At 68.7% G+C, this 23,391-nt stretch carries 27 protein-coding genes and 3 pseudogenes; 13 read left to right on the forward strand and 17 right to left on the reverse strand.

What is annotated here, in order from left to right; genetic code table 11:
* Positions 1–102: 102 nt before the first annotated feature.
* Positions 103–231, reverse strand: coding sequence for a hypothetical protein (locus tag GA0115240_RS38350; RefSeq protein ID WP_256069889.1), 129 nt, complete (start codon positions 229–231; stop codon positions 103–105).
* A gap of 19 nt (positions 232–250) precedes the next feature.
* Here GA0115240_RS38350 and GA0115240_RS19395 point away from each other — a divergent pair, with 19 nt between their 5' ends.
* Both GA0115240_RS19395 and GA0115240_RS19400 read left to right on the forward strand, forming a co-directional pair.
* A complete protein-coding gene (locus GA0115240_RS19395; RefSeq protein WP_093737941.1) occupies positions 251–592 on the forward strand; it encodes a hypothetical protein in 342 nt (113 codons plus the stop codon).
* Between the two features lie 153 nt (positions 593–745).
* Positions 746–1,945, forward strand: coding sequence for a hypothetical protein (locus tag GA0115240_RS19400; RefSeq protein ID WP_093737942.1), 1,200 nt, complete (start codon positions 746–748; stop codon positions 1,943–1,945).
* Positions 1,946–2,222: 277 nt separating this feature from the next.
* On the opposite strand, the gene GA0115240_RS19405 is transcribed toward GA0115240_RS19400, so the two are convergent.
* The 3 genes from GA0115240_RS19405 to GA0115240_RS19415 form a co-directional block, all read right to left on the reverse strand.
* Positions 2,223–3,200 carry an NAD-dependent protein deacetylase gene (locus tag GA0115240_RS19405; RefSeq protein WP_093737943.1) on the reverse strand — a complete coding sequence of 326 codons (978 nt, stop codon included), beginning with the start codon at positions 3,198–3,200 and terminating at the stop codon, positions 2,223–2,225.
* Positions 3,201–3,252: 52 nt separating this feature from the next.
* Positions 3,253–3,564: a hypothetical protein gene (locus GA0115240_RS19410; RefSeq protein ID WP_093737944.1), complete on the reverse strand. Its 312-nt coding sequence runs from the start codon at positions 3,562–3,564 to the stop codon at positions 3,253–3,255.
* 81 nt (positions 3,565–3,645) lie between these two features.
* Positions 3,646–4,266: an NUDIX hydrolase gene (locus tag GA0115240_RS19415; protein ID WP_256069890.1), complete on the reverse strand. Its 621-nt coding sequence runs from the start codon at positions 4,264–4,266 to the stop codon at positions 3,646–3,648.
* A 136-nt stretch (positions 4,267–4,402) separates the two neighbouring features.
* On the opposite strand from GA0115240_RS19415, the pseudogene GA0115240_RS38355 reads away from it, so the two are divergent.
* A pseudogene (locus GA0115240_RS38355) lies at positions 4,403–4,800 on the forward strand (transposase); the annotation flags it as partial.
* A 292-nt stretch (positions 4,801–5,092) separates the two neighbouring features.
* Here GA0115240_RS38355 and GA0115240_RS36985 read toward each other — a convergent pair.
* Positions 5,093–5,377: a peptidoglycan-binding domain-containing protein gene (locus GA0115240_RS36985; protein WP_161302296.1), complete on the reverse strand. Its 285-nt coding sequence runs from the start codon at positions 5,375–5,377 to the stop codon at positions 5,093–5,095.
* Between the two features lie 367 nt (positions 5,378–5,744).
* Positions 5,745–6,191 (reverse strand): annotated as a pseudogene (locus GA0115240_RS38360) (leucine zipper domain-containing protein); the annotation flags it as partial.
* A 265-nt stretch (positions 6,192–6,456) separates the two neighbouring features.
* On the opposite strand from GA0115240_RS38360, the gene GA0115240_RS19435 reads away from it, so the two are divergent.
* Both GA0115240_RS19435 and GA0115240_RS19440 read left to right on the forward strand, forming a co-directional pair.
* Positions 6,457–6,876 carry an NUDIX domain-containing protein gene (locus GA0115240_RS19435; protein ID WP_237555021.1) on the forward strand — a complete coding sequence of 140 codons (420 nt, stop codon included), beginning with the start codon at positions 6,457–6,459 and terminating at the stop codon, positions 6,874–6,876.
* A gap of 391 nt (positions 6,877–7,267) precedes the next feature.
* Positions 7,268–7,768, forward strand: a complete 501-nt coding sequence (locus tag GA0115240_RS19440) for a GNAT family N-acetyltransferase (protein ID WP_093737949.1) — start codon at positions 7,268–7,270, stop codon at positions 7,766–7,768.
* A gap of 446 nt (positions 7,769–8,214) precedes the next feature.
* Here the strand turns inward: GA0115240_RS19440 and GA0115240_RS38365 are convergent.
* A pseudogene (locus GA0115240_RS38365) lies at positions 8,215–8,451 on the reverse strand (HD domain-containing protein); the annotation flags it as partial.
* A 1,013-nt stretch (positions 8,452–9,464) separates the two neighbouring features.
* The gene (locus tag GA0115240_RS19455; protein ID WP_093737951.1) at positions 9,465–9,986 is read right to left on the reverse strand and encodes a macro domain-containing protein; all 522 of its coding nucleotides are present in this window, start codon (positions 9,984–9,986) and stop codon (positions 9,465–9,467) included.
* 750 nt (positions 9,987–10,736) lie between these two features.
* Here GA0115240_RS19455 and GA0115240_RS19460 point away from each other — a divergent pair.
* The gene (locus tag GA0115240_RS19460) at positions 10,737–11,990 is read left to right on the forward strand and encodes a lanthionine synthetase LanC family protein (RefSeq protein ID WP_346267956.1); all 1,254 of its coding nucleotides are present in this window, start codon (positions 10,737–10,739) and stop codon (positions 11,988–11,990) included.
* Between the two features lie 114 nt (positions 11,991–12,104).
* On the forward strand, positions 12,105–12,986 hold the full coding sequence (locus tag GA0115240_RS19465) for a hypothetical protein (RefSeq protein ID WP_256069893.1): 882 nt from the start codon (positions 12,105–12,107) through the stop codon (positions 12,984–12,986).
* A 290-nt stretch (positions 12,987–13,276) separates the two neighbouring features.
* On the opposite strand, the gene GA0115240_RS19470 is transcribed toward GA0115240_RS19465, so the two are convergent.
* Positions 13,277–13,444, reverse strand: coding sequence for an ATP-binding protein (locus GA0115240_RS19470; protein WP_272919917.1), 168 nt, complete (start codon positions 13,442–13,444; stop codon positions 13,277–13,279).
* A 21-nt stretch (positions 13,445–13,465) separates the two neighbouring features.
* The gene (locus GA0115240_RS19475; protein WP_093737953.1) at positions 13,466–13,822 is read right to left on the reverse strand and encodes a CPCC family cysteine-rich protein; all 357 of its coding nucleotides are present in this window, start codon (positions 13,820–13,822) and stop codon (positions 13,466–13,468) included.
* Positions 13,823–14,160: 338 nt separating this feature from the next.
* Between GA0115240_RS19475 and GA0115240_RS19480 the strand changes: the two genes are divergently transcribed.
* The gene (locus GA0115240_RS19480; RefSeq protein ID WP_141708896.1) at positions 14,161–15,000 is read left to right on the forward strand and encodes a hypothetical protein; all 840 of its coding nucleotides are present in this window, start codon (positions 14,161–14,163) and stop codon (positions 14,998–15,000) included.
* 621 nt (positions 15,001–15,621) lie between these two features.
* On the opposite strand, the gene GA0115240_RS19485 is transcribed toward GA0115240_RS19480, so the two are convergent.
* From GA0115240_RS19485 to GA0115240_RS19495, 3 genes are read right to left on the reverse strand one after another with little or no spacing between them, the layout of a single operon-like run.
* A complete protein-coding gene (locus GA0115240_RS19485) occupies positions 15,622–15,864 on the reverse strand; it encodes a hypothetical protein (RefSeq protein ID WP_093737956.1) in 243 nt (80 codons plus the stop codon).
* A gap of 60 nt (positions 15,865–15,924) precedes the next feature.
* On the reverse strand, positions 15,925–16,146 hold the full coding sequence (locus GA0115240_RS19490; RefSeq protein WP_093737958.1) for a hypothetical protein: 222 nt from the start codon (positions 16,144–16,146) through the stop codon (positions 15,925–15,927).
* A 28-nt stretch (positions 16,147–16,174) separates the two neighbouring features.
* On the reverse strand, positions 16,175–17,131 hold the full coding sequence (locus tag GA0115240_RS19495; protein WP_093737959.1) for an aldo/keto reductase: 957 nt from the start codon (positions 17,129–17,131) through the stop codon (positions 16,175–16,177).
* A gap of 202 nt (positions 17,132–17,333) precedes the next feature.
* Between GA0115240_RS19495 and GA0115240_RS19500 the strand changes: the two genes are divergently transcribed.
* Positions 17,334–18,212, forward strand: coding sequence for a helix-turn-helix domain-containing protein (locus GA0115240_RS19500; RefSeq protein ID WP_256069891.1), 879 nt, complete (start codon positions 17,334–17,336; stop codon positions 18,210–18,212).
* Positions 18,213–18,308: 96 nt separating this feature from the next.
* Here the strand turns inward: GA0115240_RS19500 and GA0115240_RS19505 are convergent, their stop codons facing one another.
* Positions 18,309–19,283, reverse strand: coding sequence for a zinc-binding dehydrogenase (locus GA0115240_RS19505; RefSeq protein WP_093737963.1), 975 nt, complete (start codon positions 19,281–19,283; stop codon positions 18,309–18,311).
* 166 nt (positions 19,284–19,449) lie between these two features.
* On the opposite strand from GA0115240_RS19505, the gene GA0115240_RS19510 reads away from it, so the two are divergent.
* Entirely contained in the window at positions 19,450–20,082 is a 633-nt protein-coding gene (locus GA0115240_RS19510; protein WP_093737965.1) for a TetR/AcrR family transcriptional regulator, read from the forward strand.
* A gap of 27 nt (positions 20,083–20,109) precedes the next feature.
* Here the strand turns inward: GA0115240_RS19510 and GA0115240_RS19515 are convergent, their stop codons facing one another.
* Positions 20,110–20,625, reverse strand: a complete 516-nt coding sequence (locus GA0115240_RS19515; RefSeq protein ID WP_093737967.1) for a DinB family protein — start codon at positions 20,623–20,625, stop codon at positions 20,110–20,112.
* 347 nt (positions 20,626–20,972) lie between these two features.
* Here GA0115240_RS19515 and GA0115240_RS36990 point away from each other — a divergent pair, with 347 nt between their 5' ends.
* From GA0115240_RS36990 to GA0115240_RS19530, 3 genes are all read left to right on the forward strand, one after another.
* Positions 20,973–21,137, forward strand: coding sequence for a hypothetical protein (locus tag GA0115240_RS36990; RefSeq protein ID WP_161302298.1), 165 nt, complete (start codon positions 20,973–20,975; stop codon positions 21,135–21,137).
* A gap of 484 nt (positions 21,138–21,621) precedes the next feature.
* Positions 21,622–21,813, forward strand: coding sequence for a hypothetical protein (locus GA0115240_RS19525; RefSeq protein ID WP_141708897.1), 192 nt, complete (start codon positions 21,622–21,624; stop codon positions 21,811–21,813).
* Positions 21,814–22,296: 483 nt separating this feature from the next.
* Positions 22,297–22,611 (forward strand): NIPSNAP family protein, encoded by a 315-nt coding sequence (locus GA0115240_RS19530; protein ID WP_093737973.1) that lies wholly within the window; start codon positions 22,297–22,299, stop codon positions 22,609–22,611.
* Between the two features lie 303 nt (positions 22,612–22,914).
* Here the strand turns inward: GA0115240_RS19530 and GA0115240_RS36995 are convergent, their stop codons facing one another.
* Both GA0115240_RS36995 and GA0115240_RS37000 read right to left on the reverse strand, forming a co-directional pair.
* Entirely contained in the window at positions 22,915–23,085 is a 171-nt protein-coding gene (locus tag GA0115240_RS36995; RefSeq protein WP_161302300.1) for a hypothetical protein, read from the reverse strand.
* Between the two features lie 19 nt (positions 23,086–23,104).
* Positions 23,105–23,242: a hypothetical protein gene (locus GA0115240_RS37000; protein WP_161302301.1), complete on the reverse strand. Its 138-nt coding sequence runs from the start codon at positions 23,240–23,242 to the stop codon at positions 23,105–23,107.
* Between the last annotated feature and the right edge of the window lie 149 nt (positions 23,243–23,391).

Consider the following 23,391-nt stretch of genomic DNA (forward strand, 5'->3'; position numbering starts at 1 on the left):
TCCAGGGGGTGACCGCCCGGACCGTGCGCCTTTGGGACGCTGAGCACAACTGATTCAATTAGTCGGCCAGTTGGCCAGTTGGCCAGTCGGCCAGTCGGCCAGTTAGCCATTCGCTTCGCGAAGCGCACGCTGCCGCACCTGCCCGTCCTGGACAGCGCGGTCGACCAGGTCGACCGCGCTGTCCACCACGTCCCCGTACAGCACCTGCGGTAGGCGCGGAGGAAGCCCCACTGCCTCCTATACTCCTGGCGTGTTTGATACGCCGAACTTCTTCCACGTCTCGTCCGTGCTCAATCGGCGGTCGATCGGACAGCATGGCCTGGATTGGACCCGGATGGGCGCCGCACCGGGAATCGCCGGCAGCCGCCGCCCTGAGGTGGAGGGGATCTTCGTCTGTCAGGGCGAGGAAGGAGCGGAGTTCTTCCTTCAGATCAACAACACCGGTGGGCCGGTTGATCTCTGGTCCGTGGACGGCATCGATGAGGGGCTGCTCCTCGACAACGGCAACGGATTCGTCTACCTGCCCGGCCGCGTATCAGCCGAGCGAGTCCGCCTCGTGCGATCGGACGTTCCTCCGCCGCGCGGCTTTTGACCTTGCGGGCGGGTATGGCTGTGGGCAGCCCGACGCCGAACCCGGCCCAAAGCTGGACGAAGATGTGACCGCAGCGCAGGCGGGCCAGACCCATCAACCCCTCGCGGCCCCGGGGCATCGTCGCCTGACGCCAAACCGTGAGGAAGACCCCTGATGAATGCCCGGCAGAGCCCGCGACCTCGCGCCGTCCCGGCCTTGTGCACCGCCGCCATCACACTGCTGGCATTGACCGGCTGCTCCGGGCATCCGGGCAACGCCAGGGCCGAGGACTCACACTCCCCGGCCCCGGTTCCGACCGCCAGGACGCCCCGACCCGGGACCGGCACGTCGGCCGCGACCGACAGCGCGGGCGGAACCCGTATCCGTTCCCTGGCTCACTTCGACATCACCGAGAACCAGGTCTCCCATGTGCAGGTCTGGTCCCACTACCTGCTGTACAGCTCCGCCGACCCGTCCTTAGCCGACGGCCGCACCGACGACAAGGTCACGGTCATCGACCTCACCACCCGTAAGGCCAAGGTCGTCGCACGCAGCCGCTACCCGCGAGGGCAGTGCGACATCGCAGCCGGCGTGGGCGACTACATCGCCTGGACCGACCAGCCCGCCATGCAGACCGACGACACCAGAGACGTCAGCTGGAAGATGCACCTGACCAGCATCCGTACCGGCCACGACCAGGTCATCGCCACCAGCCGCGGCGCCGAGCGCATCGTGCCCGTCCCCGCGGCCTCGGCCGGGCACGTGGTGTGGACCCAGCTCACCAAGGACAAGCGGGCCGGCGAGGTCCACTCCTACGACATCGCCACCGGCACCAACCGGACGCTGATCAGCGGTGTCGGCCCCTCCTCCACCAGCGTCGCCGGCCGCTGGGTCGTCTACGACACCGCCACCCGCCAGGGCACCGACGTCTTCGAGATCCCCGTGGACGGCGGAAACCCCCAACGTCTGACCACCAGCGGGAAGGCCGCCCTGCCCCGCGCCCAGGCCGGCAGGGTCGTCTGGCAGGAACCCGACCAGGGCGACCCGACGTCCCTGTGGACCCGATCCCTGGACGGCCGGGACCGACCGACGAAGGCCGTCAGCGGACCGACCGAGGGCAACGCTGTCCCCGGGACCGGGTTCATCGCCTACTGGGGCGCAGCCGGTGCGAGTTCGGCAGTGATGGTCACCTTCCTCAACCCCGACGGAACCCCCGGCGCCACCCGGCAGGTCTCGCGGGGCGGGACCGCGGTTCGGCCCCGGATCTCCAGCGACTCCGACCGCGTCGCCTGGGGCGAATACCTCACCGCCGGAGGAGAAATCCAACCCGGCAAACCCCAGGCCACACGCATCTACGTCGACCGCATCACCTGACCGAGTGTCCTCCCCCCGGAGCGGCGGGTGGCGAACGGACCGCCGGAGGGCCCCAGTAGTTCAACCAGGCATTCGGGGTTGTCCGGTGCTGTCCGCTCCAGGGCCTACGCCGGATCAGCTCGCGGCGCTGTGCAGCGGCAGTGCGACGACCACCCCGGCGGGCGAGGCCGCCGGAGCGGCCAGGGCTGCACGGGAGCGCGACATATGGGCTTGGGCGCCTGCCGGGTTGTGGCCGCACTGACTCGCAAGGTTCTGCGGCTTCGCAGACGGCCGTGCGTCAGGCGCCGAATCGGTCGGCGAGGGCGGTGAGAGTTTGTCCGAGCGGCAAGTCGAGCCGAAGTGCGGCGAGTGCGTCCCCTCGGGTGGGGCCCTGGTTGACGATCGCCACCGGAGTGCCCTGGCGCGCCGCGCGCCGGGCGAAGCGCAGCCCGGACATCACGGTGAGGGAGGAGCCCAGGACCAGCAGGGCGAAGGACGGGTCGACCAGGTCGTAGCACCGCTGAACGCGCTCGGCGGGCACGTTCTCCCCGAAGAAGACCACGTCGGGCTTGAGCGTTCCGACGCGGCAGGCCTCGCAGGCCACGATGCGGAAGTCCGCGGTGCGGGCAGCCGGGAGTTCGGCGTCCCCGTCCGCGTTGGTGGCGGCCGTGATGTCGCGGAAGCCGGGATTGGCGTGGGCCAGGCGCTCGTCCAAGCGCGCACGGGCGCTGCGGTCGCCGCAGTCGAGGCACACGACACGGTCGAGCCTGCCGTGCAGGTCGATCGTCTCAGGGGCTCCGGCGGCGCTGTGCAGGCCGTCGACGTTCTGGGTGATCACCCCGGAGACGAGGCCCGAGCGCATCAGACGTGTCACGGCCAGGTGACCGGTGTTGGGCCGGGCCTGTGTGATGGCCCGCCAGCCCAGATGGCTGCGAGCCCAATACCGGCGCCGGTTCGCCTCGTCCGCGGTGAAGTCCTGGAAGGTCATCGGTACGGATGGCCGCAGGCGGCCGGTAACCCCGCGGTAGTCCGGGATACCCGATTCCGTGGACAAACCGGCCCCGCTGAGGACGACCGCGGAGCGCCGCCCGGCCAGGAACCGGACCAGCGCTTCAGCACCGTCTTCCAGCCCGTATGCGGCGCTGCCTGTTGTCCCACCGATCGGGGGCGCATTCCGTCCGCCGACACCGGCCTCCGGCTCCTTGATCCCCGCACCGGGAGCAAGGGGGGTGCGAGGGGTCTGCTCAGCCGGACCGGTCACGGTACCGATATCCATCACAGCAGCGTACGCCACCTGCCCGTACCCTACCTCCGTCACCCATGACGCCCTACCGGGCGAGGGCGGCCACCGCCAAGGGAACCAGGACCCCGGCGACGGACAGCAGGGTCGCCGCCACGGTCTGCCCGTCGATCACGCTCGACGGACTCTGTGAGACCTTCTCGAACAAGTCGATTTCCTTCGCTTCGTCGTCGGTCAGCGCCCGTCCGCCCGGCAGATTCCGCGGGAGCCGATGGGAGAGGACATGGAGCACCGCCGTGCGCTTCGCCATCACCGCCTGCGACAGCCGCCACTGGGGGTAGAAGCCGAAGAGGACGATGGCCGTGTGGACGGTCACGAAATTCCCCAGGGAGAAGGTCACGTGATTCCCCAGGCACGGGCCTGACTCGGGTCCACGCTGTGTTGCGCCTGTGAGGCGATCGGCTGGGGTTGTGGACACGGCTCACAGGCCGAGTGGCACCGGCCTGTCGGGAAGGTTGCTGGAGATGAGTGTCGCCAGCGGACTGGCGAGGTCGCGGGGGGAGAACAGGTCGGTGCCGTGGTAGTCGGTGATGTCCTGCAGCCGCCACCACTCCAGCCTGGTGATGTTCTCGGCGGCGAGTTCAGCGTCGGACAGCGCGCCGCGAGGGTTGAAGGACGCGGTGCGTATCAGGAAGTAGTCGTTGATCACACCGTCGTAACCGGCCGCGTGTCCGGGATCGATGACCTCTTGGTGCCACACGTGGGGCGGGTCTGCGTCGAGGGTGAGGCCCACCTCCTCCAGCAGTTCCCGACGCAGGGCCGTGAGGAGGGTTTCGCCGGTTTCGACGCCTCCTCCGGGGGCTGCCCAGACGACGCTCGTTCCCTCTGGCTTCGGGATGTCGAACCGACACAGCAGGATGCGGTCGTCTTGGTCGAGGATGATCGCGCGGACTGCGTGACGCAGGTTCACCGGGGACATCCGGGAACGATATCGCGCGTCGTGGGGGAAGTCGGCGCGGACGCCGAACCAGCGCAGCACGGTGACGCGTGCCAGATCGTATTGGTATCGGTCGTTCAGAGGCGGTAACTGCGGAGGCGACACGGAACCTCCTGGGACGCGCACCCTTGCGGAGCGAGGATGCGCCTTCCCGAGGGCGCAGGAGGCGGCGTTGCCGAATCGGGACAAGGCGGCCGCCGTGCCGTTACGACCCTGGGTCTGGGTTGCGGCGTGTCTGTTTGATGGGCGGGCCCGCCCTCTTGCTTTCACCAGAACGGCGGGTCATGCCGGTGACGCACCGGCCTTCGGGACGGTGTGGCCCGCATCTGCGTGCCTCGGAGGGGCCCTGGCCGGCCCCCGGATCCGGCCCGTAGCTGTTCTGGCCGACCGCGCCAATGGGTCCGTGCTATCCGGACGTATAGGCAGCGCCGAGGAATCCGCGCCGCCATTCCGCAGCCGTCCGACCAGATCGGTCACCGTCCACGACGAGGCCGCCGCGGTGGTCGCCCGCCTCGCTTCGACCGACTCGCGGACAAGCAACGAAACACCGTCGAACGAGGCATCAAGCGCCTGGAGCAGCGGCGCGGCCTCGCCATGCCCACCGACAAGCTCGCCATCGCCTGCCAAGCCGCAGTCCACTTCCGCCATCCGGCACCGGCGGCCGACCTGCCGCGTGAGGTCTTCGCCGAGCCCCGCGCAGCGGTGGTTCAGGGGGGTTTCGAGGTGGACTCGTCCGCTGTCGTTGTTGAGGACCAGGTCGAGTGCTGCGACCGGGCCGCGTACGGTCTCGGGCCGGGCGTTGACCGGCTTCCCTCGTCGGCGCGCGAGACGCCGTGCAGCCGGCCGAGGGCAGGAGCGCGATACCCATGGAGGCGAGCCCAGGCGGCGTTGCCGGCCCGCCGCTTTGCCTTCGCGGGCCGGCAACCAGGCGTCAGCGGCAGGGGTTGTCGACCCAGTTGTCGCTGCCCGCCCAGAAGACCAGATCCCCCCAGGTCTGCGGTCCGACGATGCCGTCGACAGTGAGGTAGTCGCAGTACTGGAAGCGCTTGACCGCGCTCAGCGTCGAGGGCCCGAAGCTGCCGTCCACCGTCACTGTCGTGTGCAGCAGCGACCTGTTCAGCATGCACTGCAGTGTGTAGACGGCCTGGGCGTTCGAGCTCCACTCGCTGATCGTCGGCTCGTTGGTGGAGTGGCCGCCGCACGAGACAGAGGTCATGGGGCTGACCACGGCACTGGACGACTGAGGCTGGGCTTGGGCGGCCGGTGCAATGAGTCCGACCCCGACGAGAGCGACCGCAGCGGAAACGACTGCGAGACTTCCGCGGATGTCCATCGAGTTTTCTCCCTTGTGTGAGCGGTACGGCCTGGTTCCGGCCGTGCTCACGAGGTTGGGTCCGCGCCGCGTCCTGCGCCACAGTCGGCGCACCGGTGACCCAATCGCGGGACATCCACCTTTGTGAGCTGCGGAAATGGCGGGCGGGAGGGCACAGTTACGGGACGCGGCGGAACGGCGAAGTGTGCCGGGCGAACTGACCGCCGAATCGGCCGCGCCTTGAGGCATCTCACCTTGCCGGTCACGGGCACCGCGGGATGTCGACATGGACCAGTTCGCCGGGCCGGTCGCGTTCGTAGCGGCGGATCACGCTGCCGGTCGGGCGGGCCATGCAGGCGTGCCGGTTCAGGCCGTGCCGTGCCGGGTCGAGACGCGGTGGACGGCGGAGGCCGGCAGGCCGGGGACCAGGTCGATCCGCGCGGGCCCGAGCTCGCGGGCCCGACGCAGTTCGCACACCTGGGTTTCCACCGCGTGCGGGGTGCGGTGGGGTGCCGTGCGGGGCCGGCTCGCCCTCTTCCCGTAAGCAGCGGACCTATGTGTGGGCCGTGGCCGACGAGATACCCATCTCGGCCGCCGCACGGCCGACCGGGCGCCCCGAGCGGACACGTTCGACAAGGATCGCTCTACCGTGATCGGTCAGCCGGGCATTGGCTTGCAGGGCCGCGGCCAGGTCGGCGACGACGCGTTCGTGCGGCATGTCCCGTCCGAGCGAGAGCACTTCGATCGGTTCGCGGATGCCGTTCCGCTCGCCGTGGAACTTCATGGCCCGGGTTCACCAGGCGTCATGAATCGGGTGAACTTCATTGCCGAGCGACCCTGTTCGAGAGAGGTCGAGCCGGGAAGGCGCCAGGCTTGCGGACCAGGATCTCTAGGGTCTGTTGCAAACGTGGATTTTGATGGGGATAAAGTTCCCCTCTGGCAGCAATCCGGTGTGGGGAGGGACTGGACTGGTGGGTGGTCGCATGCAGATCCGCGTTTCGGTATATGCGATCGCGGTGGAGGACGATCGCCTGCTGTTGGCCCGATTGTCGGACTCTTCACCAATCTTCCCGCCCGGGCTGTGGCACCTGTTGGGCGGAGGGATCGACCCGGGTGAACAGCCCATGGTGGCTCTGGCCCGTGAGCTTCGCGAGGAAACAGGACTCGAACTCGGTGCCGCTCGACTGCTTGACGCACGGACGTACGCGGCCCAGCGGCACGGGGTGGAGTGGAACCTCACGGCGTTGTTCTACGCCGTTGACTTGAAGAACGGGACGACGGTGGTGGGCGAGATCGATGGCTCCACCAACGCAGCCGAGTGGGTCCCCTTGGCGGACCTGAAGGAAGCCAAGCTTTCGCCAGCTGCTGCCGATGCGCGGCGGATCCTTGCACGTTCCGAATGAAGCGGCCGGTCTCAGCCGTTCGTTGATAGCTGCGACCGGCACGGTCGCTTCGTAGCGGACGGTGAGCTCAAGGACCCCGCGCACGAGCCCAGGCCAAGCGGACGTGCCACCCACACCCAACCGCACGGGGTCCGACCACGTCGAGATCGCCTTCACCCCCGCCAACAGCCCCTGACAGAAGGGTATCGAGGCCCAGTTCACGGCCCTCCGCTTCTTCGCGCTGGCTGGTACCGACCACCCCACCCGCAAGACCCCAGGGCAGCATGATCCGCCTCTTCAACATCTGGCGGAGCAAACACGCCACCGACGAATGCCTGGGCCACGTCGTGACCGGGCGAATGTTGCCTGATGAGGCACCAGCAGCGTGCGATGGCGAGGATAAGGTGGCGTCATGCCGTATCAGCCGATGCCTCTCCGACTCGAAACCGCTCGGCTGACGCTGCGACCGTGGGCTGAGTCCGATGTAGACAACCATCGCGCACTCGCCGCCGAACGGGGCGCCGGGACGCCATCAATCGAGCGCAGCAGGCAGGTCATTGCGACTCAACTCGCAGCGCCGGCACTGACTGGGATCGCCCTGCTGGCCGTCAACCGCCGTGAACGGGGGGACTTCATCGGGTATTGCGGGCTCATCGTCGGCCATAGTTCCGTCGACGAGCCCGAGATCGCGTACGAGCTGTTTCGGAGCGCGCACGGAAGTGGCTACGCGACGGAGGCGGCTTCCGCGGTGCTCGATGCCGCGATCACGACCGGGCGGAAGCGGCTCTGGGCCACGGTGCGGTCCTGGAATACGCCATCGTTTCGTGTCCTCGAAAAGGTCGGATTTGAGCGCGACCACGTCTCGACAGATGACCGTGGCGAGCTGGTGTGGCTCACGCGCTCGCTGCCATAAGCCGCGCCGCCGCCCCGAACTCGTACCGCCACAGCGCGGGCGTACCCGCTCCTCGGGGAAGCTGGGACACTCAGCTGGGGGCAGTCCAGGGGGTTGTCCGCGATAAGGTTCTCAGCGCCGATGCGCATCATGCCGGCCGCGGCACTGCCGGGTTTGCGTGCGGCCTGATCCTGGAAGTGGGCGAGGAAGTCCGCGGAGAAGTCGAGGCGTGGGTAGTGTGCCAGCACTTCGCTCCGGAAACCGCTGTCGAAGTCGTCCAGGTTCGTCCCGACGACGTCCATGGCAGCGGAGTTGGACAGTAGGTGTCCCTCGGGGTCGGCGGAAGCCTCGACCTCCAGCTGCATGTGAAGGATAATCACCTTCGAGAGCCGCTGTCGGCGGTGCGCACTCCATCCCGCTCCGGCTGCGAACACGCTGGCCACGTGTCCGCCTGCTTCCTCGAAGGCGATGGTATGGCTGTCGAATGCCGTCACCAGGCCGATGTCGTGGAGCATCGCCGCCACGTACAGCAATTCCGGATCAAAGGGAATACTGAGAGCGGTCCCGCGAGCAGCGGCCCATAGGTATACGCGCTGGGAATGGTTGAACAGTCCGGGCGACAGATATGTCGATGCCACGTCCCGGGCGGCCTCTGTCACTGCAGTGTCGGGGACCACGATGTTGTCGACGGTCGTGTGGATCATGCGTACTATCCTTCGATCGTTATGGTGTCGAACAGGCTCTTTGTTCCTTTTCTACACTCTGTCGCAGGCCGATCAGTGATGCCACCTCCATCCCGACACGTAGCCCTCGAATGCGGACGCCAATAGGCACCAGGGGTGAGCTGTGGCTGTCGAATTCTGGACCGTTTTGCCAGCAATTGCGATCGAAGCATGTCAGCCGTCGAGCACTCGCCGCCCGCGAGCTGCCAGGAAGCCCCCTGACCATCGACGAGGAAGCTCTGCTCCCCCTGGGCCGGGTGATACGGGTTCTGCGCCGCCTGCTCGATACCGAGCTCAGGCAGGATCAGAACCTTCCCCTCTCGGAATACCCGGCCAGGTTGAACCTGTCGGAGGCCCCGAACCGGGCGACGCGAGTGAACGAAGTCGCAGCCGCGTCCCGGCTGCCGGTGAGCGGCATGACCCGGAAGGTCACCTGACTGGAGAACTGCGACGACGACGCCCGCGGCGTGGACCGCCGCGCCGGCCGACTTCGGCTTCGACCGGCAGAACCACTCGTGTCCCACACACCTGGCCGGAGTCCGGCGACACGTACTGGGCGGACGCCGGCAAGACCCCGCTGGTCCTGCAGTGGGAGCACCAGGCCACCGCCAAACCCCGACGCCGGCTCTTCGTCAACCTCCGCAGCTACGACCCGGAGAACTGGGCACCAGGCCTAGACACTTCAACGCTTACTCCGAGCCGTGGGCGTAGTAGCGGCCGAGGTTCCCCAGGACATCGGCGACATGGCAGCGACGTACCGCTCACTGCGCGACGCGGCCACGTGCAGCCATGTCCGCCCGCTACTCGTTGACGTTGGAGGCACACGGCACCCAGCAGGTGCGGAGCGGGAAACGACTGTTACCGAAAGCTGACCCCAGCGCTTGGGGGGTAAACGTCTCGCACCACTCCCGTGGATGCCGGAGGCTAATGCCGGCCATTTTCTCTGGTGATGTGGTCCGACGCTTTCGTTCCGAACTGACACCACACCTGGATCGTCAGCCAGGACTTGTAGTGCCTGAAGCGAGGGCGGCGACCAGCAGGTCATGCGCCTGCTGGTCGAAGGCTACGAGCTTGATCTGCTCGACGCCGGTCGACGAGGACCTGAGGGCGGCGACGGCGATCCGCGCAGCTTCCTCAGCCGGGAACCCGTAGACGCCGGTGGCGATCGCCGGAAACGCGACGCTCTTCGCGCCCAGTTCATCGGCGATCTCAAGGCAATGGCGGTAGCAGGAGGCCAACACCTCGGTCTCGGCGTAGTGACCGCCCTCCCAGACCGGGCCGACCGTATGGATCACATGCTTCACCGGCGGATTGAGATCGAAGGCCGGCGTCGCCATCGCGTCGCCCGGCTCGCAGGGACCGATTGCGGCACCCGCGTCCGCCAGGCGTTGCCCCGCCGCTCGGTGAATCGCACCGTCCACGCCGCCTCCGCCCATGAGTGACTCGTTCGCCGCGGTGACGATCGCGTCCGTCTCCTGGAGCGTTATGTCACCCTGAACGACCTCGATCACAGCCATGTCCTGATGATGCCACCGGCGCACAACGAATAGCGGTAGCCGCCCCGGTACCGCCGTTGGGGGCGCCGTCGCGGCGTGACGTGCACCGTTCGGGGCGGGTGCGGAGCGAGCAGGCCCTGCGCGTCGTCGCCGACGTCCGCGAGTTGGTGGCGACGGCCTGCGCCCCTGGGGGCAGGCCATCCTGGCCCGCCCTCTACGCCAAGGCCCGCCGCGCGCGTGACCGCACTGTTCGTGCCAAGGCGTTGGACGTGAAGGGCAGTGGCAACTCGCGTGCGCGGTGCGACAGGACACCGAACTGCTGATGTGGCTCAATTTCGAGCACCCCACCCGCCGCACCCATTACGGGCTGAATTCCTTCGCTCTGACCGTCCTCTCCGGCGGACCGCCCGGACACGGGGCCTCGACGCCGATGCCGCCCTCGGCGGCCAGACCCGCCGGGGACTACGGCACAGCCCTTAGGTGCACAGCGGGGGCGACGGCATCTTCCAGGCATTCGGCTCCGGCAGGGTCGTCGTCGTTTATCGTGCGGCGACTGAGTTTGCCGAAGCGGATAAGCCGTCCGTTGGGCAGGGAGTCCCAGTCGCTGGCCCGTACGCCCACGTCGTCAACCCCGAAGCAGCAGGTCAACTCACGGTTGTCCGACAAGACGAGCGTTCGCCGACGGGTCACCGTGTCCCTTCGGCGAGCAGATGGGGCGGCGTGGATTGATGCGGGTCGTAGGGTGGCCCGGCTCTGTGGAAGCCTGGGGCGGTGACCATCAGTGCACCGGATGACGCGGAGTCGCTCGCCGTCGGGGCCCTCGAGTGGCTTTTGAAGGCGGCTCAGGACGTCGAGGGCGGCCTGACCTGGCCGGGAACGCTGGACGACGACGAGTTCAACCCGACGCTGTACAGCGGGACTTCGGGTGTGCTGCCGACCCTCCTCGACGCGTGGCGTCACTTCGGCGACGACCGGTACGCGGACGCGGCCCTGCGCGGTGTCCGCAGCGTTGCCGCCGCGGTGGACGACTGGGAGTACAGCGGTCTGTACACCGGTGTAGCCGGAATGGCTGTCGCGTTGAGGGGCGTGCACCGCGTGCTCGGCGACACCGCGGCGGGGGAGGCCGCCAACCGAGCCCTGGACGTCCTGCGGTCCCGCTACGACGGCGCGGGGTGGAACGACCGCTACGAACTGATCGTCGGCAACGCCGGCATCGCGCTCGCGGCGCTGTGGTGCGGCGACCTGGACCTCGCCCAGCTTGCCGTCGGCCGCTACCCAGGCACCGCCGAACCCACCACCGCAGGCGTTCAGTGGGAGTTCCGGGCCGGCGCCGTTCCGCGCTTGCACCACCTGTCACACGGCACTCTCGGCATCGTCTATGCGCTCGCCGCCGTGGGCCGGGCCGCCGACCGCCCTGACCTCGTAGACCTCGCGCTTGCCGGTGCCGCCGACGTCGTCTCCCGCAACGAGGCCGGCCCGGACGGCTTCCTCGTCCCGCACTCCGACCCGCAACAGCAGCACGAGAAGAGCGAACGCTACAGCTACGGCTGGTGCCACGGCCCGGCCGGCGACGCCCAGGTGTTCCGCCTCCTGAGCCGTGTCCTGCCCGACGCCCCCGCCTGGCCCGTCCTCGCCGACCGCTGCTGGCACACCGTCGTCAACTCCGGTGTCCCGCGGCGGATCCGCCCCGGCTTCTGGGACAACAACGGCCGCTGCTGCGGCACCGCCGGCGTCCTCGCCCTCGCCTGCGACCGTCAGGTCGAACACGGCGACGGGCGCGACTTTGCCGACATTCTCGTCGCCGACCTCGCGGCGCGCGCGACGACCGACACCGACGGCGTCCGCTGGTCCAACCACGAACACCGCGAAACGCCCAGCGACCTTCCTCCCGCCACCGGCTGGGCCATGGGCAATGCGGGCATCATCCGCGAACTCCTGCGTCACGTCCGCATCACCACGACCCGCGACCCGCAGTACGCGGTCTCCTTCCCCGATCACCCGCCCACTGTCCGAGCTTGCGTTTGAACCTCTGCTGTCTGGGGGTCAGCAAGCAGCCGGTGATGGCAGATGGCCGGTCTTGCCGTGTGCCACCATGGCCGGACCAGGCTTGCTCGCCCGCGAGGTGATCTCTTGAGAAAGGTGGCACTGCGTCTTCACGCACTGTTGCCGCGGCAGTACGACCATCGGAAGGTCTTGGCAACCACGGTGGACGCATGGGGCAGGGCCCTCTGGCTGATCTGCCCCGATGCGGAACTCACACCCCATCCGTACGGAAGTCCGTATCCGGGACCCCGTAGTTACCCCTATGACGCGCTGCTTGTCACCGGCGACGGCGGCACCGTACAAGAGCGGACCCTGCACGGTGTGGGCGTGCGGGCCGGCCATGTGGACACCTTGCCCAACGGACGGCTCATCGTTCAGGGTCGCGGCCCCGGGGGAGAGAGCGTTGCGCAGATATACGGCCGGGACGGCCGCAGCAGACATTCCTTCGAGATGGGCCGTGCGATGCAGTTCCTGATCGCGGACCGGCGGAACCATGTATGGAGCGCCTACGCCGACGAAGGCGTCTACGCCGACCCCATCAGCTTCGCCGGTCTGGTGCGCTGGGACAGTGGAGGACGCAGGGAGTGGCGATACTCGCCTCCCGAGGGCGTCGAACACATCGATACGGTCTATGCCCTCAACGTCGAAGACGACGTGGCCTGGGCCAGCTACCACCCGACCTTCCCCCTGTTGGAGGTCCGCACGAACGGGCAAACCCGCATCCGGAAGTCGCCCGTAGCTGCTCCCCTGGGGATGGCTGTACAGGGCGAGGAGATCGTCATGCTCGGCGGGGACCGCCAGCACGACCGGCTCCACCGCTGCCGCATGAAGGGACACGACGTGGTGTTGATCGAAGAAGCGCAGCTCACCCGCCCCGACGGCGCACCACTGAAGCGATACGCGCTACCCGTTGGACGGGGACGGCACCTGTATCTCCGCGGTTCATCAGCCAACCAGTGGTTCGCGTTCACCGTATAGGCCGGTGTCGGCTGTCCTGGGGTTCAAAGACACCGGCGCGACGCAGCTAAAACTCGGCTGGAGGGTCCGCCGATCGAGCTGGACCGAGTTCCTGGTCGAGAACGAGTGCGCGGAACTTGAACTGACTCTGCGGGAGCCCGTCGTTTTCAGCGGGTTCGTGGATCCCGATCGCGTAACTGCGCTGCTGGGGGCTCGTGCGGGGGATCGGCTTGTCCTTCAGCGTCGAGTTCGAGGACCGCGAAGGGCGAAAGCACAGCTATCGCTCGGCCGACCGGCGCGATTGATGGGGCTCACTCATGGTGCGCCCGGTTCTCCTTCGCCGGGAGTTCGCGTTGCTGGCGGGTCCGATAGGAGTCGCCGGTCGGGGTCGGGACCTCGGCGTGATGGACTGAGCGGTCGATCATCGCGGCCGCGACGATGTCGTCGGAAAAGGTCTCCCCCTCTCGCCCGAAGTCCATGCGCGAGGAGGACTCGAGCACTCAGGTTGAGTGACCCATGTCGCGCATCATTCGCGCCGAGGGTGCCCACCAAGCACCTTTGCCGCCGTTCACCAGTGAATCCTCATCCGCAGCTCTCGCCCCAGCGCTGTACTGAGCGTAGCTTTCGCGCGCACCGGTCAGGCTCTCCGATCCGTTGGGACCGCCCCATACTTCGTCGGCGTTCAGGTCGTCCTGGCCGTCGTCCTCCCATCCGCACTCGGAGCAGATCTCCCACGTGCAGCGGGCGTCCAGGGTCAGGAGTCTGCAACAGGGGCAGGCGTAAGGACCTCCACCGGGCGGGCACGCCTCGCGCAGTTCTCTGGGCGTCATCACACGGGGAGTGTCGCAGATGGTCATGGCGGTGTGGATACGGGCGTCGGTGGATCGGACCCCGGCGTGGCCGAGCCAGAGCGCAATGACGCGGGCGCCGACATGAGCGCGCGCTGCCCCGGCTCAGCGCCGTCTTCCGGACCTGGCTCTCCGTCAAAACGGAGCTGGCTGCGCCGGATCGCCGCCACCGCGTCTTCGGGTGAATGGCAGCGCTCGGCAGTCCGGATGGGACAGCATGGAGCAGCCCACGGGAACGGTATCCGGCAGGCTCAGCAGCATTCAACCTGCGCGGAGGAAGCATGGGTGCGGCACCTTGGAGGCGGCAGCGGCTGCGGGATCTCCCCAACTGGCAGTACGCGTTGCTCATGTGGACCGTCGCCCTGGCGGCTTCCCTGTTGGCGGGGGCGGTCGGGCAGGCTCTGTTCGGGCCCGACGGCAACCCGCCCAGAAGCGTTGGGGGAACCAACGGTCAACGGGAGTACATCGAAGAGATCGACCAGGCCCGTCATCTGCTGTTCCAGGGGCAACTCGTCTATACCGAAGTGGGGAGCCTGGCGCTCGTGGCGGGCGGGGAGCCGCGGTCGTTCCGAGTCGAGATCCTGGGTGGCTGGCACCCTGTCGGGCCTGATGAGGCGCAAGCCCCGGTGATGGCGGGTGCGCAGATCGGGGTGAAGCTGCACTGCTCGGGCGCCGGAATCGCGTGCGTGCCGTTGTCGTCGGAGCGTCAGAACGTTCTGGTGAAGACCGACAGGGCCACCTGGATGTGGGACGTGAGCGCGCGGAACCCCGGGGAGGCACGCCTCGCTTTCACCGCGACCGCCTATCTGCGTGACAGCAACACCGTGCTCGTTGAGAAGCCGCCCGTGACCGTCCGCGTCGATGTTGCGGCGCCCGAGGACAACGGCCGCGGATTCTCCTGGACCCGGGCATGGCGGTGGGTGGCTGGCGCGATCACGGGTCTGGGAGGGCTCGCGGTATCCGTGAGCGCCATTGCTGCCCTCGTCGTCACGGTGGTCCGCAGACGGCCTCCTGCTGCCGACCCGGACGACCCAGGTACGGAGGCCGCCCAGGACGGCGGTCGGCGGCCTGCGGTACGGCCGGTCCGGGTGGTGCGTTCGCGTCGCGGTGGGGCACGCACGCGGCCCACCGCGGTGGCGGACCCGCGGCCGAGCCGTCAGAGGGGCACTCGTGATCCCGGCGAATGACGGGACCCACTGCATGGCGAGCCCCCGGGCGCGCGGGGTTACGGCGCCAGGGGTTGCTGGGGTCCTGGCAACGCGGAGTGGGCTCGGAAGCGCCCGGGCAACGAGCGACACGCTGTCGCCCACGCCGACCTGATGCCTCTCCACCCGGAGCAAGAGGCGACCCACACCGCAGCGCCCCCGCGACGACCGCTCCGATCAGCATGGCAGCGGTCGCTCCGAGCCGTGCGTCAGCATCTGCTCCGAGCAGCACGACAACTCCCCACGTCGACACGGGCACAGACGACCCGGGGGTCGCGACATGGTTGGCCGCTGACGTCAGCTCCTTCGACCCGGTGATCGCCGCCGACCCGGCAGTGCTTCTTTCCAACGGCCGCGACTTCCTCAAGAGGTCGGTCTGCCCCTCGTCCTGAGATCCGGCGACACCCAGCCCGGAAACCCAGGCCCCGCGCTCACCGAGCCGGGGACTTTCGCATGCCGGGAGGCGAGATGAGCACCCCGGAACCAGTCGCCCCCGACTTCGTCGCCTGCCGCGCCCGCCCTGGACCCCGCCGCCCGGTGCGGCATGACCCGACAGGACCGGACAGGACCAGACATGGTCCCGCAGGCAGTCCGAAACCATGCTCAGTCGGGCACACCGGGCTCCGCCGCGCCCTGGCGCTCGGCCAGCCGGTCGCGGAGCTTGGCGTGCCGGAACTGGTAGACGCTGCCGACCTGGCGGAGAACGGCGCGCCGGTGGGCGCCGGCCAGGAAACCGGCGAGATGCCAGGAAGGCGGCGGCGAGATGCCAGGAAGGCGGCGGCGGGCGGCGAGGAAGGCGCGGGTAGCGAGGTAGCCGGCCCACGGCGAGGCGGCCAGGGCGAGCACGACGGTGACCGCGGCGGCGAATCGGCCAGGCGCAGCGCCGGGGCGACGGGTGGACCCCGGTTACGGTAGGTGCCCGGCGACCGCCTCGGCGACGACGGGGACGGCAACGAAGGGTGCGACCATGAGGGCGAGCGCCCCGGCCGCCGTGAGCGTCCGCCGCCGGCTCAGAGCCAGGGAGGTGCGGGGAGTGCTCGCCTCGCCGGGATCGACACGGGCGGCCGCGCCGACCATCAGCCAGGTGACCGCAAGCAGGTCGAGAACGGCCGCGAGGGTGGCGGCCACTGCCTCTGTTCGGCACGATCGTTCCGCTTCAGTACCGTGCGCCGACCACGTTGGCGGCCAGGGTGTCCAGGGCCGCGAGGTCCTCAGCACTCAACTCGATGTCGAGAGCCGCGACATTCTGCTCCAGCCATTTGACTCGCTTCGTGCCGGGGATCGGGACCACCGGGGTGCCGAGCTTCCCGCTCTGGGCGGCGACCCAGGCGAGGGCGACCTGTCCCGCCGTCACACCCTTGGCCTCGGCGACGTCCTTCACCGCGTCGGCGATCGCCTGATTGGCGGCGGCGGCTTCCACCGTGAACCGGGCAAGCCGGCGGCGCCCGTCGTTCGCGGCCAGCGCGCCCGCGTCGACCGTTCCGGTCAGGAAGCCACGCCCCAACGGGGAGTAGGCCACCAGACCCACCCCCAGCTCCGCGGCCACACCGGCGACCGTGGTCTCCGGGTCGCGCGTCCACAACGAATACTCGCTCTGCACCGCCGCGACCGGGTGAACCGCGTACGCCGTCCGCAACTGCTCGCCGCTGACCTCGGACAGGCCCAGGTGGCGGACCTTGCCCTCGGCGACGAGTTCCGCCATGGCGCCGACCGACTCCTCGAGGGGGATGTCGGGAGTGACCCGGTGGAGGTAGTACAGGTCGATGCGATCGGTGCCCAGGCGTAGCAGCGAGGCGTCGGCGGCGGCCTTGATGTAGTCGGGGTCGTTGTTGATGACGACCTTGCCGCGACCGGTGGTGAAATCCATTCCGACCTTGGTGGCGATGGTGACCTCGTCCCGGCGGCCGGCGACCGCGCGGCCCACAAGGACCTCGTTGTGACCCTGGCCGTAGGCGTTGGCGGTGTCGATATGCGTGACACCCAGGTCGACGGCCCGCTGGATCGTGGCCACGGAATCGTCCCAGTCGGCGTCGCCGTACACCGAGCTCATTCCCATGCAGCCCAGACCCTCGGCCGAGACAGTCAGACCACCGAGCTTCACCTGCTTCATCATGCTGCTCCTTGCTCTCGTGACGGCTCTCGTGACGGCTCTCGTGACGGCTCTCGTGACGTTGGCCCCCGTGCGGCTCGGATCGACGATCCGCACCGGGCACTCACCAGGTTGCCGCGGGACCTCACCGGCAGGGAGTGCTGACATCTTCCTAGGACAATCAGGGACACTCACACCAGTGGTCACATTGCCTACACTGGGCACCGTGCAGACGCCGACCGCTCCGAACGCACTGGGTGATTTCCTGCGTGCGAACCGTGAGCAGATCCGGCCGGAGGACGTAGGGCTGCGGAGCCTGGGCCACCGGCGCACCCCGGGCCTGCGCCGCGAAGAGGTCGCCATGCTCGCCGGCATCAGCACCGACTACTACCTCCGCCTGGAGCAGGGCCGCGACCGCACACCTTCGGTCCAGGTACTCGAAGCCATCGGGCGCGTCCTGCACCTCGACACTGATCAGCTGGCCTACCTCCACGGCCTTGCGCGGCCCAGGCCGCGGCGGCGCACCCGTGCGCCGGACAAGGTTCCAGCCGGTACCCTGTCGCTCCTGCACGCCCTGCCCATGCCGGCCTTCGTCCAGAACCGCTATCTCGACGTGCTCGCGGCGAACCGGATGGCACAGACCCTTTCCCCCAACATGCGACCCGGCGTGAACCGACTGCTCGCCGCGTTCCTCGACCCCGCCGAGATCGACCTGCACGAGGACTGGGAGCAGGCCACCGCGGCGGCCGTCGGCCAGCTCCGCGCCACCATGGGCACCGAGACCGACGATCCACGTATGGTCGCCCTGATCGGCGAGCTGTCACTCAAGAGCGAGCACTTCCGCCGGCTCTGGGCCCGCCAGGACGTCGTGCGCCCCAGCGGCGGCCCCGCCCGGATGAAGCACCCCCAGGTCGGCGAGATCGTGCTGCATCGGGAGAAGCTGATCGTCGCCGGCACCGACGGCCAGACCATGGTCGTCTATCACGTCGACGCGCAGACCCCGGCCGCTGATGCGTTCGCCCTGCTGGGCACGCTCGCGGCCTCCAATGAACCAGCATCTCCCGAACCGGGTCCGGCAAGCACGGACCGTTCCACGCCTTCGTGACCGGCCGTGGGTCGTTGGTTCTGGTCAGCCGGGTAACCCGCGCATCATCCGCACGGATCAGACGGCATAGCCGGCGCCCCCAAGCGCTTCGGGCCGTCATGGGTTGATGAGGACGGCGCCGATGTTTCCGCGGCCTTCCACGACGGCGTGCGCCTCGGCGGCGCGGTCCAGCGGGAAACTGCCGTGGATGCGCGGGACGAGCCTGCCGGCGCTCGCCGCTTGCAGCGCCTCCGCGACATCGGCGCGCTGCTCCTGGCCGGGCTTGGCGAAGGTGATGCCAAGAGCGCCGACGACGGTGATGCCGCGCCGCCCGATCTGGTGCGCGTCCAACTCGACCCAGCTGCCGGAGGTGAAGCCGTACAGGCCGAACCTGCCGTCGCCGTCCGCGGTGGCCTTCAGCGCCCGGGCGCCGATCTCACCGCCGACGGCGTCGAGGGTGATGTCCGCACCGCGGCCGCCGGTGGCCTCTTTGACCTCGGCGTCCCAGTCGGCAGCGTTGTAGTCGACCACGACGTCCGCGCCGAACTCGGCCGCGGCGGCGGCCTTCCGCGCGCCGCCGACAGCCGCGACCACGATGCCCGCGCCGGCCGCCTTGGCGCGCTGCACCAGCAGGGAGCCGATCCGGCCCGCGGCGGCGGTGATCAGGACGCTGTCGCCGTTGCCGACCCCGAGCGCGGACACCAGACCGACGGCGATGGCGCCGGCCTGGAACACCGCGACGGCGTGGTCGAGCGACAATTCCTCGGGGACCTCGTAGGTGTTGTCAGCCTCGGCGAGGGCGAACTCGGCGTAGCCGCCGGTCATGCCGACGGTGCTGGCCACGACCCGCTTGCCGCCCAGGGCCGGGTCGACTCCCGGTCCGACCGCCACGACCGTGCCGCCCACCTCGAGACCGGGCACGTACGGAACGGGGAAGGGGTAGCGACCGGATCGGACGATGATGTCGCCGTAGGTGACCCCGGCCACTTTGACCTCGACCAGGACCTGACGGTCCGACGGGCTCGGATCGTCGACCTTCTCGACCCGGAGGACTTCCGGTGGGCCGAACTCTCCGACACGAATGGCTTTCACGGGGGGTGGCTCCTCAGTGACTTCGGCAACCGATTGACACCCTCACCCTTGCGAGACAGCCTGTCTCAGGCGGGGCAGTCTGTGCGGTGACCAGCCTTCCGAGGCACCCGCAGGAGGACAAGGATCAGATCGTCCGTCGTGTTTCGTTCGGGACAAGGAGCGCGAAGTGTCTCAGTCCGCCGCACCGGCCACCGCGAACGTCCGGGTGCGCCGCACCCGCAAACTGCTGCGCGACGCGCTCATAGAGCTCATCGAGGAGCGCGGCTTCGACCGACTCACCGTCGGGGAGATCACCGAACGGGCGATGGTGAGCAGAGCGGCGTTCTACCGCAACTACCACGACAAGTTCCACCTGGCCGAGCAGATCTTCGATGACGCCTTGGACGCACTGCTGGGCGCGGCCACCGACCAGGGCGACGCCAAGCCGGCCACCGCGCGCTGGGTGGCGTTCTTCGAGCACATCGACCAGTACCACCGCTTCTACGCCGCGCTGCTGGGCAAGAAGGGCAGCACCTGGTTCGCGGCCAAGATGCGCGCGTCCTTGACGGACATGGTCAAGGAGCACCTCCTGGTACCGGAGGCGCTCCAACCACCGGCCCGCCCCGGCCAGTCGGCGCCCGCCTCGCCGCCCGACGGACTGGCGGCCACGGTGCTCGGGGCGATGTTCACCCAGTCCATCACCTGGTGGCTTGAGCGCGGGCGGCCCTCTCCCCCTGAGGAGATCGCGATGCAGTCCGCGCAGCTGGCGAGCGCGCTCATTTCGGTGGCCAACGGCTGGGCGACCGCACCACCGGCCTGACCTGAGACCTCGCCGGGGCGGGCCAGGCTAGTAATATCCCTTCGTGCCGTCGAGCAACTCCCGGACGACGTCCGCGTGCCCAGCGTGCCGCCCCGTCTCTTCAATGAGGTGGATCAGCATCCAGCGGAGATTCGCACTGCCGGAGCGGAAGCCGGGGTGGCGGCCGACATCGCCGGGGGAGGCCGCGGCGACGATCTCGTTGCTGCGGGCGCACTGGGCCTCGTACTCCGCGAGGAGCTCGGCGAGGGGGCGGCCGTCGGTGTGCCAGTCGGCGTCTTCGCTCGACTCGTCGAAGGACGGGTTCTGCTTCTCGTCGCCGCCGAGGAACAGCACCTCCAGCCACATGTGCTCGGTCCAGCGCATGTGGGAGATCAGTCCGGCCATCGTCATGAGCGGTGATGTCGCGATGACCGGGCGGTGCGCGTCCGCTTCGCTCAGCCCCTCGCATTTCCAGCGCAGGATCTGCCGCTGCAGGTCCAACCACCCGATGAGCGCAGTGGATTCATCCGCTTGGAGCGGCGGGCGTTCCAGTTCCGATGCCATGCCGGCGCACGATACCGGGGGCGGTCGGTGGGGCACACCTGGATTTACCGCCTCCCCCGCGATGGTTGATCTTCGTCACGAGCTCACGCCGTGGCATGACTCCGAGTGCTGCAACGGGTACGGGTATTGAGGTGGCAACCCTCTCGAAGCCCGGGCCCTCCTCGACACCGTCATCCATCCACCCACACCACTCAAACGGGAACTCAGCTTGTTCTTTATCTTCCGGCCTGGAGGGGCAGGAGGCGTGTATGAGCCTTCTCAGCTCCCCGCCCGCCCCGCTTCCTTCGTGGTTGTTCCACTGTCTGAAGTGGGCTCGATGGGTTCTTCTGGTTTTTGCCGTCGTCGGTGTGGCTGGACTGGTCTACGTGGCTGTGGACCATCCCAGCGCCGGAAGCATTCTGGGAGCACTGTGGAAGGTGCTGCTGTGGGGCTCGATGACGGTCAGCAGTTGGGCGGCTGTGCGCCGCAACGAGGTCCTGCGGCGGGAGCACGCCGGTAGCGGTGGTTCGTAGCCGGGGCCGGCTCGGAGTCGTTTCCGCGTCCCGTATCGGCTCAGTGGCACTGACCGCCGGGCTGCTGGTCCCCGGGCCGGGCTACGGCCTACCCTCCCAGCATGATTCTCCATGGTGACCCTGTTTTCATCCCGGTCATGTGGCTCATCCTCGCCGTAAGCGTGGTCCAGGTCATATGGCCCCAGCTCATCCCGCGGCGCAACAGGGGCTTCAAACTCTGGAAACGGCACCCGCCGGCTGCGCTGGCTCCTGAGAACTACTCACGACTCCTCCGGATAACCGGAGTCGTTCAGATGGTGGGAGCCGCGGTGATACTCGCGCTGGCCATTCGGTCCTGAGTCCTGGCCGGCCCCTCTCTCGCCGTCCTGGTTGTTGTCTGCCCGGCGCGGGGCACACGGGAGGCATGGAGCCCTCGGTGAACAAGCCCGCCCCCCGAGGTGGGGGTCGCCCGGTCCGTGGGCGAACCCTCGAGGACCGTTGCCGCTTGGCAGTGCGGATCTGGTTGGCGGGCGCGGCGATCTACGTTGCCGGAGTCCTCGTCAACCTGCTCGCAGGAGATCTGACGGGTCTGCGGCTGGCATGGTCGATCGCCGGCGCCGCACTGTTCGCGGGCTCCGCCGGGGCCTTCACGCTTGCACTGCGCCGCACTGAGGGTGCGGAAGGACGGCAACGCTGAACCGCCGAAACACCGCGCAGTATCCTTTGCCTCCGCGGGAAGCGCGGACACTGCGCTGGAGCCGCCGGCTGCTTGGGCTGAGGTTGTCGCCGACTGCGGGGCTGCAGCAGATATGGGGGCGCGGGCGCGTGACCGAGGCGGCGGTTGCCGCTCGGAACCCGGGTGTCGACACCTGCGTTCACAGGCTCCTCTCTTCCGCTGTGGACGTACGCAGCGGGTAGATCGCTGCCATCGAGTCCGGGGGCTTGAAGCTGACGGGTGTCAAGGAGGACCGGGACAACGTGCGGCGCCGCTGGACACTGACGTGCCGGCGCGCCGACGCGGCGCATAGGGCGCCTTCACGGTCGTCCGCGGAACGGCGGGGGGGGGAGGGGAACCGCGGCCTTCCCCGACCACCGCTTCCGGAGACTGCCCGGACGACTCACCCGGTGGGCTGCAGCGCCCGCGGGGGAGGGCATGGTGAGCGGGCGCTAGCCTCGCAGGATGATTACTTGCGTGGTCGAGTACGTGATCGATCCGGCGGAGATCGAGGCGTTCGAGGCTTTCGGGCGCCGCTGGATGGAACTGGTCGACCGGCACGGCGGTACGCACCACGGGTACTTCCTGCCGGCGGAGGGCGCCAGCGACAAGGCGTTCGCCTTGTTCAGCTTTCCCAGCCTCGCCGCGTACGAGGAGTACCGGACCCTGTTCGGCAGGGATCCCGAGTTCATCGAAGCGGACCGCATCAGGGACGAGAGCGGCTGTGTGCTGCGCTACGAGCGCACTTTCATGCGCCCGCTGCTTCCCGGAGCCCAGTAGGGCGTGTTTCACAACGCGCACCGGCCCGGCCAGTTCACCGGGCGCGCTGGTGGGGTCCGGGTCGTTGACAAGGCTCAGGCGGTGCAGGGCACGCGGGCTGCGTCCGCGTGGTCCGGGCGCGGCGGGGGAGCGTTCCCGGTGGTGAGCCCGTGGGGCTCATCGGGACTGATCGCGGTGACGTAGTCGGCTGACAACGTCACCGCGATGCCGCCGGATTCTCAGCGCGTTCCCGGGCGTGGCCGTCGGCTCGCCTCAGTCCCGGTCTCGATGGTCTCTAGGTACTGTGCCGCGTCCCGGTCAGCCCTAGTTGGAGGTTTCCCAGGGGCCGATGGTCGCGGATCGGGCGCGGAGCATGCCGTAGTTGTTGCCGGTGTCGTCCACCTCCGCGGTCACGGACTCGCCGTTCGCTACGGACAGGATCGCGTACGTGCCCGTCAATCCCGTCTGGCTGGTTGCGCGGTGCGGGTCAGGCATCGGCGATGCGGATGGTGGTTCAGCTCGGCGCGATGTAGAGCAGGTACGAGCCGGTGCCGGTGTTCAGGCAGTCGTAGGCGACCGCCTGATAACCGCGTATCTCGAGCAGCCCCGCTGCCTGGCACAGCGCCCAGTTGCCGTATGTCGCTACGTACACGGTTGTCCCGCCGCCTCCGCCGCCCGGAGGGGTCGTGGCCGCCTGGGCGACCGGCGAGAAGCCAAGGAGCAGCAGGCCGGCGAGCGCGCTTCCTGTAACGAGCAGTGAACGTCTCACGTGTTCCCTTTCGTCGTCACCAACAGCCGAGG

It is taken from the genome of Streptomyces sp. DvalAA-14 (genome assembly GCF_900091855.1).
In the GTDB taxonomy this organism is placed as follows: domain Bacteria; phylum Actinomycetota; class Actinomycetes; order Streptomycetales; family Streptomycetaceae; genus Actinacidiphila.

Coding starts and splice junctions, on each gene's coding strand:
- GA0115240_RS19400 (WP_093737942.1), top strand. CDS start 746: ATGAATGCCCGGCAGAGCCCGCGACCTCGCGCCGTCCCGGCCTTGTGC.
- GA0115240_RS19405 (WP_093737943.1), bottom strand. CDS start 3,200: ATGGATATCGGTACCGTGACCGGTCCGGCTGAGCAGACCCCTCGCACC.
- GA0115240_RS36985 (WP_161302296.1), bottom strand. CDS start 5,377: ATGACCTCTGTCTCGTGCGGCGGCCACTCCACCAACGAGCCGACGATC.
- GA0115240_RS19435 (WP_237555021.1), top strand. CDS start 6,457: ATGCAGATCCGCGTTTCGGTATATGCGATCGCGGTGGAGGACGATCGC.
- GA0115240_RS19440 (WP_093737949.1), top strand. CDS start 7,268: ATGCCGTATCAGCCGATGCCTCTCCGACTCGAAACCGCTCGGCTGACG.
- GA0115240_RS19455 (WP_093737951.1), bottom strand. CDS start 9,986: ATGGCTGTGATCGAGGTCGTTCAGGGTGACATAACGCTCCAGGAGACG.
- GA0115240_RS19470 (WP_272919917.1), bottom strand. CDS start 13,444: ATGGACTTCGGGCGAGAGGGGGAGACCTTTTCCGACGACATCGTCGCG.
- GA0115240_RS19475 (WP_093737953.1), bottom strand. CDS start 13,822: ATGACCATCTGCGACACTCCCCGTGTGATGACGCCCAGAGAACTGCGC.
- GA0115240_RS19480 (WP_141708896.1), top strand. CDS start 14,161: ATGTGGACCGTCGCCCTGGCGGCTTCCCTGTTGGCGGGGGCGGTCGGG.
- GA0115240_RS19495 (WP_093737959.1), bottom strand. CDS start 17,131: ATGATGAAGCAGGTGAAGCTCGGTGGTCTGACTGTCTCGGCCGAGGGT.
- GA0115240_RS19515 (WP_093737967.1), bottom strand. CDS start 20,625: ATGGCATCGGAACTGGAACGCCCGCCGCTCCAAGCGGATGAATCCACT.
- GA0115240_RS19530 (WP_093737973.1), top strand. CDS start 22,297: ATGATTACTTGCGTGGTCGAGTACGTGATCGATCCGGCGGAGATCGAG.
- GA0115240_RS36995 (WP_161302300.1), bottom strand. CDS start 23,085: ATGCCTGACCCGCACCGCGCAACCAGCCAGACGGGATTGACGGGCACG.